Annotated in this window: 10 protein-coding genes; 3 read left to right on the top strand and 7 right to left on the bottom strand. The window is 41.0% G+C overall.

The window, feature by feature from the left end:
- Nucleotides 1-627: 627 nt before the first annotated feature.
- Nucleotides 628-1311: a TIGR04283 family arsenosugar biosynthesis glycosyltransferase gene (locus VGA95_10715; GenBank protein HEX9667010.1), complete on the top strand. Its 684-nt coding sequence runs from the start codon at nt 628-630 to the stop codon at nt 1309-1311.
- Between the two features lie 67 nt (nt 1312-1378).
- Here the strand turns inward: VGA95_10715 and VGA95_10720 are convergent, their stop codons facing one another.
- Both VGA95_10720 and VGA95_10725 read right to left on the bottom strand, forming a co-directional pair.
- Entirely contained in the window at nt 1379-1615 is a 237-nt protein-coding gene (locus tag VGA95_10720; protein ID HEX9667011.1) for a zf-HC2 domain-containing protein, read from the bottom strand.
- Nucleotides 1615-2289: a sigma-70 family RNA polymerase sigma factor gene (locus tag VGA95_10725; protein HEX9667012.1), complete on the bottom strand. Its 675-nt coding sequence runs from the start codon at nt 2287-2289 to the stop codon at nt 1615-1617. The genes VGA95_10720 and VGA95_10725 overlap by 1 nt, the downstream gene beginning before the upstream one ends.
- 335 nt (nt 2290-2624) lie before the next feature.
- Between VGA95_10725 and VGA95_10730 the strand changes: the two genes are divergently transcribed.
- Both VGA95_10730 and VGA95_10735 read left to right on the top strand, forming a co-directional pair.
- Nucleotides 2625-4019 (top strand): magnesium chelatase, encoded by a 1395-nt coding sequence (locus VGA95_10730; protein HEX9667013.1) that lies wholly within the window; start codon nt 2625-2627, stop codon nt 4017-4019.
- The gene (locus tag VGA95_10735) at nt 4016-5620 is read left to right on the top strand and encodes a VWA domain-containing protein (protein HEX9667014.1); all 1605 of its coding nucleotides are present in this window, start codon (nt 4016-4018) and stop codon (nt 5618-5620) included. The genes VGA95_10730 and VGA95_10735 overlap by 4 nt, the downstream gene beginning before the upstream one ends.
- Before the next feature lie 14 nt (nt 5621-5634).
- Here VGA95_10735 and VGA95_10740 read toward each other — a convergent pair whose 3' ends face one another.
- The 5 genes from VGA95_10740 to VGA95_10760 all read right to left on the bottom strand — a co-directional run bounded on the left by VGA95_10740 (nt 5635) and on the right by VGA95_10760 (nt 11060).
- On the bottom strand, nt 5635-6549 hold the full coding sequence (locus VGA95_10740) for a metallophosphoesterase (protein HEX9667015.1): 915 nt from the start codon (nt 6547-6549) through the stop codon (nt 5635-5637).
- A 34-nt stretch (nt 6550-6583) separates the two neighbouring features.
- The gene (gene mtaB, locus VGA95_10745) at nt 6584-7876 is read right to left on the bottom strand and encodes a tRNA (N(6)-L-threonylcarbamoyladenosine(37)-C(2))-methylthiotransferase MtaB (GenBank protein ID HEX9667016.1); all 1293 of its coding nucleotides are present in this window, start codon (nt 7874-7876) and stop codon (nt 6584-6586) included.
- A gap of 64 nt (nt 7877-7940) precedes the next feature.
- Nucleotides 7941-9017: a tRNA 2-thiouridine(34) synthase MnmA gene (gene mnmA / locus VGA95_10750; GenBank protein HEX9667017.1), complete on the bottom strand. Its 1077-nt coding sequence runs from the start codon at nt 9015-9017 to the stop codon at nt 7941-7943.
- 81 nt (nt 9018-9098) lie between these two features.
- Nucleotides 9099-9389, bottom strand: a complete 291-nt coding sequence (locus VGA95_10755) for a hypothetical protein (GenBank protein ID HEX9667018.1) — start codon at nt 9387-9389, stop codon at nt 9099-9101.
- 282 nt (nt 9390-9671) lie between these two features.
- Nucleotides 9672-11060 carry a hypothetical protein gene (locus VGA95_10760; GenBank protein HEX9667019.1) on the bottom strand — a complete coding sequence of 463 codons (1389 nt, stop codon included), beginning with the start codon at nt 11058-11060 and terminating at the stop codon, nt 9672-9674.
- Nucleotides 11061-11234 lie beyond the last annotated feature (174 nt).

Here is an 11234-nt window from a genome sequence, read left to right on the forward strand (position 1 = left end):
CTACGAGGTTAACACAATCTGGTCATTACAGAAGAAGATATTTATCTATTTTTTCCCTTTCTTCGTCTTTATACTGAAACAGGCATGTCCTGATGTAGATCAGGATTCAGCACAGCGTACAAAGAAATAATCCTTCGATCCCCTTCGACCAGGCTCAGGACAGGCTTCGATAAACTCAGTACAGGCCCTTAGATAAATCTCAGGGCTCAGACAAGGCTGTCCCCTTGTTGTCATTCCCTTATGCTACCCGATAGAGACGTTCGAGTACGGGCTTAATAGGGAATCCATAGCCTGTCCCCGCACGTTTGTGGCGGGGATGGATCCCCGATAACTATCCTCGGGGATGACATAACGACTAAAAAATTTAATTCAACCCCAACCCGCAAATTTTTCTATACGTCTTCGTTTCTGATTTTCTTGACGCGATTTTTGGAATGCCGATTGAATCCATTTCGTAAAGACAGGAGTAGTGGATTCCCTCTTAATGCATAAGGGAACGACAAAGGGGCCTGACTACCTGTGAGATTGCTTCGCTTCGCTCGCAATGACAAATGAAACCCTGTAGCAAGCTACAGGGAAGCATCAAGTTGAATTGATAATATTTTGGATTATTCTACCCTCTTACAAATGATCAGTATCATTATCCCTACTTATAACGAATCAAAGACTATTGACCTCACACTCAGCAAACTTTCAAAGGTTATTCCCCAAGATTGTGAAGTTATAGTAATAGATGGTTTTAGCAATGATAACACCCAAGAAATCGTTAAGAATTTCAACCACGTAAAACTCTTCAATTGTAAAAAGGGGCGTTCAGTCCAGATGAATTTTGGAGCTCAGAAAGCTTCAAAGGATTTTTTGTTATTTCTACATGCAGATACTATATTAAACTCGAATTGTATTGAATATCTAACAAAAGAATTGAAATCAAACACGATAGTCTGGGGATGGTTTTCAATAAAGTTGAATAATAATAGGGTAATATACAGGTTTATCGAAATATTTGCTAATTTACGTGCTAGACTCACAGGTACTCCCCTTGGAGACCATGCAATTTTTGTCAAGAAAGGTATTTTCGATAAAATAGGTGGATTTCCCGACATTCCTCTCCTGGAGGATTTGGAGTTTGTAAGAAAACTCAAATGTATATCCAGGGGCAAGAGAATCAATACATCTGTTATAACCAGTGTCAGAAGATTTGAAAATTCAGGAATTCTAAAAACATGTATCAAAATGTGGATGATAAGACTTCTTTATTATCTGGGTTTTTCAACACAAATATTGGTGAGATTTTACGATGATTCTCGTTAAATATTCAGCAAGCTACGCGTGGCACTGATTAGAATTTCACTAAATAATCAATCCACGTCGTATCCCATTACTGGGATTTTATCTTAGACAACAACAACTGCTTCAGTCTCAACCTCACATCGGGAGTCACAAATGATTTCTCACTGAGTTTACCCGTTAGCCTTAGCATCTTCTTATATGTATTCACAAAAGCCATACACTCCGGACACATATCCATATGCTTCTCCAACTCAACCAGAGTCTCATAATCTAACTCGGCTTCTATGTATCCCATTATGTTATCTACTATATCCTTACACAACATTATCTTAGTTTACCCCATTCATCGAAATAATCTGAAAGCTTATCCCTTAAGAATAGCCTTGCCCTGTGCAGTCTAGATTTCAAAGCAGGAATAGTTAAATCCAGAATATTTGAAATCTCCTCATTCGACAACCCTTCTACATCCCTTAGATGGAAAACAACTCTATAAGTCTCAGGAAGCTCGTTAATTGCTTTCTCAATTAATTCAAGGGCTTCTTTACTGAAAATCAAAAAATCGGGTCTGCTACTCCAATCCTTTGCTTTAATTCTCCCCATCAATGTCCCTTTTTCGTCATAAGGGTCATAACTTTCCAGACTTAATGTACTCTCATACTTCTTTTCGGCCCTTAGATGCATAAAGCTGGTATTTACGGTTACCCTATAGAGCCAGCTTGAGAACTTCGCCTCTCCACGAAACGTATCTGCCTTTGTTATTAGAGTAAGAAATACCTCCTGGAGAACCTCTTCCGCGCTGGTTGGATTACGAGTTATCCGTAATGAAATTCCATAGATCTTATCTACATATCGATTAAATATCTCTTCAAAGGCTCCTTGATTATTTTCCCTCGAGAAAAGATCAACAAGTTCACCATCTGTCGAGTCGGCAAATTTAGCTCCTCTACGTTCAGCGTCTTTAACAAAGTTGAATAATGATCTAAGGGATCCCGCTCCCACAAACTTTCTCCCGACATAAAATCCTTTCGTTTATACCCCTATTTTTTTAAGCATAAACCAAAATACTTTACTTGTTTTTCCACAAATTTCTATTTAGTAAAAGATAAAAACCCTGAGTCATTTATTTGTAATTTAGAGAAAGGCTTCATATAATGATAATTATTTGGATAATTTAGTTAAGAAGGTATATAGTCATAATAACAAAAAATAGAAGTTTGAAAAAAAAACTAAAATTCCACAATCTTTCGCCATCATATTTCCATTTCAACAACTACAATATCCAACTAAAATTACAATTATTCTTGCTTTGTAAAGAATAAGGAGGAAAATCGTACATGCATCAAAAACCGAGTACCCTTGGTGAGCTAAGGTCAACCGAGTACAAAGTGTTGTCCGTAAAGGAGGAAATGAGGAAGAATTTAATAATTAAGCTAAAAAAAAGAGAACAAATTTTCCCAAACATAATCGGATATGAAGATACCGTGATTCCTCAACTAGAAAACGCAATATTAGCAGGCCATGACATAATGTTCATAGGTGAAAGGGGTCAAGCAAAAACAAAATTGATCAGGAGTCTAATAAATCTTCTTGACGAAGAGGTACCAGTTGTCAAAGGTAGTGAGATAAATGATAATCCTTATTCTCCTGCATCAAAACTTAGGGATATAGTAAATAGTTTAGGAAACGAAACGGAAATCTCCTGGATAAAACGAGAGGATAGATACGGAGAGAAACTGGCCACGCCGGATGTCTCCATTGCAGACCTCATAGGAGAAGTTGATCCCATAAAAGTTGCTGAAGGAAGATACCTCTCTGATGAACTCACAATCCACTTCGGTCTCATTCCGAGAAGTAATAGGGGAATTTTCGCGATAAACGAATTGCCGGACCTCGTTGAGAAAGTTCAGGTTGGTTTGTTCAACATAATGGAAGAAAAAGACATTCAAATCAAAGGATATAAAATACGCCTTCCCCTTGATATCTGCATAGTAGCTACTGCTAATCCTGAGGATTACACAAGTAGGGGAAGAATCATTACTCCACTTAAAGATCGTTTTCAATCACAGATAAGAACACACTATCCGGCAACCATTGAAGATGAAATTAAAATTATGGAGCAGGAAGCGCGGATATTGCCACGGGATGGTTATTGTGTGAAGGTTCCCAAATTTCTAAAGAATATAATCGCTGAGATTACTTTCCAGGCTAGGGCGTCACACGAAATAAATCAACGCTCGGGTGTAAGCGTAAGAACTACCATTGCCAATTACGAAACGATGATTGCAAACGCGGAAAAAAGGGCAATTAACATTGGAGAAAGAGAGGTTGCACCACGAATCACAGATTTGCCAGCACTGATTCCCTCTACTGCCGGAAAAATCGAATTAGAATACCTGGGCGAGGATACATCCGAGGTCAATGTGATAGATAATCTCATCAAACGTGCAATTAAGAACGTATTCGATTCTTACTTCCCTACACATAACATATTTCCTGAATTACTTGAAAGCTTTGAACACGGGTATGTAGAAGTGGCTAATACAATGCCTTCAGACGAATACCTTGTTGGACTTAAGGAAATAAAAGGCTTGGAGAAATGCATTAACAGACTTGAGATTGACAATTCCTCAGCAGAAATCGCTTCTGCCATTGAGCTAATCCTTGAGGGACTTCATCTAAGCAACAAGCTAAACAAAGAAATTATCCAGGGAAAGATTATCTATAAATGAATACGACCTACAGGTATTTGAAATGGGACGGACTTAAGAAGGAGTTTAATTTCCACGCTCAGGATCTGTTGCAAGAATTTGCAAATTTTCTAATGGAGGGATGGTCACCCGAGGAAGCGTTTGAGTGGATTCTTAAACAAGGTATAAGTGGGTCAAACATACGGGTAATGGGAATTGATGATCTCCGTTCTGAATTCTCGAAATTCAGAGAGGCTCAATTCAACAATTACAATCTTCATAATTCCCTCTCAAAGATAAATGAGGAGCTTTTGAAAATTGTAGATAAGGAGTTAAGCGCAATAAGGAGGAAACTATCTAATAACTCTTATGAATATAAAAACAGGGAGAATTTCCTTGAAAATCTTCCAAAGAAAATTAGTTTAGCAGTTGGAGCTCTTTCAAACTATGACTTTTTCAGTACAGAAGCTAAGACTAGCTTCAACGAACTAAAGAAAAAATTGGATAAAATTATGCAAGTCGAGAATTTCATCAATAGATATGGTGACAAATTTCGCGGAGAACGCTCTATTGGCTTTGATGAGACCCTGGAGCTAATAGGAAAATTCGAGGAAATTGAAACAATTGAACACAACCTAATATCAGGTTCTTTTGACAAGATAAATCTTGAGGACCTAAGGGGGATCTTAAGCGAGCAAGGCTACAATTCGTTTATTTTTCTTAAAGACCTTAAACCATATTTGCAAAATTCAGGTTTGATAAGAAAATCTGCAAAAACAATAGAGCTAACTCCAAAAGGGATCAGAAAAATAGGGGAAAGAGCACTGAGGGATATCTTCTCATCGATGAAAAAACATCAATTTGGAGGCCACGAGACCACAGAACAAGGTTTCGGCACAGTAAAACCCGAAAACTCAAAAGAATATGAGTTTGGTGATCCCTTTAACCTAAATGTCGTTGGTACACTCAAAAATTCGCTCCTTCGCCGAGTGAGTGGAAACACCATAAAAGTAGAGCCAGAAGACTTTAAAATCTACGACATGGAGTATCACACACAATCCACGACTGCGGTTCTCCTAGACCTGAGCTGGTCAATGAGCTTTCAGGGAAGATTTCCAGCCGCGAAACGTGTGGCACTGGCACTTGATAATCTCATAAGAACACGATACCCCAGGGATAATTTTTATATAGTCGGCTTTTCAACAAGAGCCAGAGTCCTATCCACTGACCAGCTCGTGAAAACAACCTGGGATTCGAATGACCCTTTTACTAATATACAAGAAGCCTTAAAACTGGCTTCTAGGCTTATAAGAAAACACAGAACACCAAACAGACAAATAATCCTCATTACCGATGGCCAGCCAACGGCATACTTCTTGGACGGGTACCTGCAAGTTGAGCTCCCCATGTTTTTTGGAGGGCTGAGCCCAAGAGCAACCTTTGAAACACTGAAAGAGGTTAAAAGCCTAACCAGGCAGGGAATCACGATTAATACATTCATGCTTGACGATAGCTCCTCTCTCAGAAGATTTGTAGAGGATATGACTCGGATAAATAGGGGAAGGGCATTTTTCACGACGCCTACCCGGTTGGGGAGGTTCCTCCTTGTTGATTACTTGAAACGAAAAAGAACGCTTATTTAAGGTCCTACAGGCTATTATTCACATTTGTACTTTTTGGAAAGTTGATACACAGAACTCAGATTTTCGTCAAATTCTTTTTCGTCGTGGTCTCTAGCCTGTATAAGTGCATAATCCCAATCACACACAAATGTAATTACCCTGGACTCGGATTTTTTAATATTTAAGAACTCAGGTCTAATGGATGATATACTAATAAAAATTGTCCCATTGTACTCTTCTTTTTGCACTATATTTGTGAGATAATGGGGTAAATGGAGATGACCGGACAGCCACATATCGACTTTATATTTTTTTAATACTTTAGTAAATCTTCCTGAGTCAATTATCTGCCTATCTTTGAATTTGGAAAAAGGGATTCCACTTCCATTGAGCGGCGCATGCGTCACCACCACTATGATCTTATCCTGATTGTTAATGACTAAGTCTCTCCACCAACGAAAAGTTTCATCTGATATTTCACTTGGTTTTCCCCTTTCCTCGTCGGACATGAATATGAATAGAATATTTCCTTTCATTACAGAATAGTTAAATTTTTCTCTTATCTCTTCTCGATAGAGCTTTCCCAGATCTGTTTTTAAATCATGGTTACCAGCAATCTCGTTCCAATCTTTTATGTATGAAAGATTCCTGGTTGATAGATACCAATCATATGTCCCTGGATTAGCTCGATTTGCTATATCACCCGCCACTATAGCCATGTCTATGCCAAGCACATTATTATTGATGTCTGTTACGGCATCCTTAAACGCCTCTCTTTCCTTACTGTTTCTAGGTTGAATATCGGAGAGTGCCCAGATCTTAAAAGTTTTCTCGGGATCATTCCAGATTTCATCCTGGGTTTTGACACCAGCAGTATTACCCGCATAACATGCGGTAGGAAATTGAAGAATCATCATAAAATGAAATATATGCTTTAGAATTGGATTCATTTAAGACGTCGGTGGTTAAAAAACATGGATTGGACTAATGTGATCGCAGTAAACCTATGGCGTGTTCACCACTTACATCCTTAATCTCAACTTCAACCTCATGACCGATCTTCAAATTCATATCCGGAATCACAACACTCATGTAATTTCGTGACGTCCCTCTGGCTCCCTTCTCCACTATCACAGGCATCGTTTTGCCGATAAAACCTCGGTAGAATTTATGCTTCTTTGCTGTACCCAGATCCCGTAGAGTCCTGCTCCTTGTCTTTTTTATCTCTACAGGGACCTTGTTTGATAGTTTGCAAGCTGTTGTTCCCTTTCTGTCCGAATAAGGGAAGACATGAAAATAGGTTAATGGAGATTCGCGTAATAATTCGAAAGTATTTCCGAATTCACGGTCAGTTTCGCCAGGGAAACCTACCATAACATCTGTGCCAATTGCTGCATCCGGGAGCTTCTCACGTATAAGATCAGTAACATATTTGAATTTGTCAGGGCTGTATCTCCTCCTCATTCTCCTCAGTTCCTCGGGATCTCCGCTTTGAAGTGCTACGTGAAAACTCGGGCATATGGTCTCTGAAGATGCAACGAACTCGATCAGCTCACGAGAGATATCCGCGGGGTCAAGCGAGCTGAGCCTTACCCATTTCAAGACCATAGATGTCTCGATCTCTTCCAGCAAATTCAGGAGGTTCGATTCAATATCCCTTCCGTAACTGGCAAGATGGATGCCGGTAAGTACAATTTCCTTGTAACCCTCATCGGCAAGTGTCTTCATCCGTTCCAATACCTCGGCTATACCCAGGCTTCTGGATCTGCCTCGTGCAAATGGTATAACACAAAAAGAACACCTGTAATTGCAACCATCCTGTATTTTTAGAAAAGCCCTGGTTCGATCCGGGAAATACCTTATGCCGGGAGATTCAAACTGTCTGTGTTTCTCTTTCAGAAAGTCCGACACAAAAACATTGGGTTCGGTTTGCTTCTTGCCATCCCTGATAATCTTAAGGAGAGAAGAAAACTTATGTGAGTTGCCGACAATGTAATCGACTCCTTTAACATTCCTAAGCTCGTCCGATGATACCTGTGAATAACAGCCAGTTACAACGACAACGCCATCGGGATTCGCCCTCTTGGCACGATAAATGTAATTCCTTGCCTCCGAGTCGGCCTTGTGTGTTACGGTACACGTATCGATTACATATATGTCCGCATCTTCAGAGAACGGAACCCTCTTATACCTGCTCTCCGGTAGTCGATTCAGGATTGCTGCAGTGTCGTACTGATTAACCTTACAACCTAGAGTTACCACTGAAATTTTCTTCATCTCTGGATGACGTCATCGGGACATTGGCTACGATGCAATACCCCTAAGTATTCTTTTTTGCATCTTACTTACTCACTTCCCTAATCCACCCACCACCCAATACTCTTTCGCCCTTATAGAAAACGACTGCCTGTCCCGGTGTAATGGCACGCTGAGGCTCTTTAAATTGGACCAATACCCTATCTGCTGATGTAATCTTCAAAATTGATTCATTCGCTGGATGCCTGTAACGTATTTTAGCTTTTACATCTACCACACCACTTGGAACCTCACCCACCCAAGTGACATTATCTGCAACTAGGGTGGATCTCATTAAGTCCTTTGACTCTCCAACGTATAGTCTATTTCCCTCCGGTTCGATCCTTGTAACATACATCGGTTTACCCTTTGCTATTCCTAGGCCCCGCCTCTGGCCAACGGTATATGAGGCAATCCCATTGTGCCCCCCAAGTTCATTTCCCTCTTCATCCACAATCACACCCCTTTGTTTACCCCTTTTCAAATAATCATTAAGGAAATCCCTGTACTTTTCACCGGTGATAAAACATACACCCATACTTTCACGCTTACTGGCCACACTGAGGTTCATACGCCTCGCTATTTCTCGAACCTCGGCTTTTCTCTTGGAGCCCAATGGAAAGATTAGACGTCTGAGCTCTTTTTGTGTCAGAGTAAAAAGGAAATATGACTGGTCCTTGTTATCGTCCAGGGCTTTTCCCAGATAAAACGTCCCATTTTTCTCTCCCCTTTCAATCCGAGCATAATGGCCTGTTGCAAGGTAATCTGCACCCAGCTCCAATGCTCTCTTTAAGAGAAAGTTAAACTTCATGAATTGATTGCAGAGAACGCAGGGAATCGGCGTCTGCCCGGATTCATATTTCCTCACGAAATCGCTAACAACATATTTCTTAAACAATTCCATATAGTTAACAACATAGTGAGGGATACCGATCTGATCCGCTACCCTTCTCGCGTCCCTGACGTCATCCGCTGAACAGCAACCACCGTCAGCATCCCCGTAGTCCCAAAGCTGCATGGTCACACCAATAACCTCGTGCCCTTCTTCTTTTAAGAGGGCGGCAGTTGTTGCACTGTCAACTCCTCCACTCATTGCTACAAGTATTCTCTTCTTTTCCATAATTAAGCCTAGAATGCTACCTGAGCCCAGAATTTAGTCCAAATAAGGAAGGGATATTTATGACTAGGTTAATTCGCGGTAAGTTCAATTTTGAGGAAGTGCCTTAAATTCTCCGGTCTCCTCCACTTCCACAGGATAACCATCAAGTTCATCTGGAATACTCTGATCAATGTCGTTGGTTTTTTTTATTACAAACACCTTAATGCACGGCTTGTTGTTACAGATGCCCTGGGCAGTTCCCACCACCCCGGGGATAGACATTAACCCATCGGTATGTTCTCTCAGTACCTCTTCAATTGACTTCACTCTCATCGAATCGTCATCCTGATCACCGAGGTCTGTTTTTGTCAAGCTCAGGACTAGGATTATACTCAAAACGATCATCCTAATATACTCTGTATTCAATGTGGGGAAATGATTAATGTTTTTGATTGTTCCGAAAGTAAATAACCCCGCGTTCTGTTATAACCATTCCTTATTCGCCTAATGACCAAAACATCGGGCTGGGAGATCGAACATACAAAAAGAATAGGAATTGGATATCAATTCATACCCAGAAATATCTTTACTATATAATTATATTGTATCAAAGCAGCACAACAATACCATGCGCCGTGGTTCCGCCATCAAAAAACCAGATCGGGGCGGATATTGCTACTATTTACAGGTTTTCCTACCTGATCTCCCCGTGCACTTATTGGAGCAACATTCTGCGTTGTTTGAGCAACTTGCAGCTTTTGGCGAGCAGAAAGCCGCGCAAGTCCTATTATCCACGAACACACAACCTGCGGACGGATTACAGGAATCGTCCGTACAAGTACTCCCGTCATTGCAGGTAATCGGGGCATTGCTGCAACCAGTTGCCGGGTTACAGCTATCAGTGGTGCAGGTGTTTCCGTCATTGCAACTGATCGGGGCATTGCTGCAACCAGTTGCCGGGTTACAGCTATCAGTGGTGCAGGCATTTCCGTCATTGCAGTCGGCATCGTTTGCACAGAGGGCTTCTGCCCCATTATCGCAAGTAACGCCGAAGCGATCGAATACAAGATCAATCCTATTTGCGATAGTCTGCGTAGAGCTACCGGCGAAAAGCAAGCCGACGGGCTTTTTGTCATCAGCACCTCCCTCAGCAGCGATTAGAGAACCTGAATCACCTCCAGCACTGAAACCCCCAGGGGTTATGACGAGCTGGTCCACAAAGGTAGCCAATTTAGTACAAAAAGGACCAGAACTAGCATAGCAAACATTTACTGTCGCGTTTATTCCAGTAATCGTTCCGTGGGTTAATTTAGTAGTCCTACCAAATTTCTGAACATTAAGGTTTAGAAGATCATTCTTATTATCAAAGAAACCGTCATGATTATTATCACCAAAAATTTCCGAGCCAGGCGTCCCGTACCCGTCTGAAGGAGTTGAAATGCCGAGATAGGCTGTGGACGCAATAGCAGCATCGATGGTGTTGTTGCCACCAGAGAAGTTGATGGGCTGAAAATCAAAAAGAGTGCCCAGGAAATCCTCGGGTAGCGTACCACCGTCATAGGCACCTGGCTGTATCACACTGTCGCCTATTGAAGCGTTATTTTGTACAGCATATACGTGGTTGTTACTCAAGGCATAAACATCTGTACCATCTGTAACCCTGCATCCAATAGTGCCCGCAGTGATATCCGGGTGACCGGTTGAGACTCCGATAGGAACAGGCCGCGGGAACCAAGCGGTTGGATCGCTTCTAGCAATAAATGGGCCAGTGACCTCTGCTACAACTGGGATTCCTTCTATACTGCTGGGAATCCCCCTTGCTTTTCCGGTATTAGCAAATACCTTGATAACTGGTTCTCCATCATCGTTTAGTCCGACAGCAGTGCCGACGATGTCAGGATCTTCCATAAGAGCAGGTGTGTGCGCCTCCTGTACCTCTATAGCAATATCTAGACCCGGCGGTTGAATAGGCGGCTGAGACATAGCTCTTATGCCACTAATGAAGAATATGGTGGATATTAAAATTAAAAAAGAAATTGTCTTTCTGAAATTTATGAGCCTCACCATGGTGTCACCCTCCTTTTTAATACTTGCCTTATTCAATAAACATTATACTTTGAACTTTAACGCAAAATGAACATGACGATTCGACATTATAGAATATTTTAAAACACAATTCAATAGGAAATTTCCCTATTTAACTTAAAGAACGAATTCAATTTTTTTAACAGGTATAATTAT

The organism is Thermodesulfobacteriota bacterium, assembly GCA_036397855.1.
GTDB lineage: Bacteria > Desulfobacterota_D > UBA1144 > Nemesobacterales > CSP1-2 > DASWID01.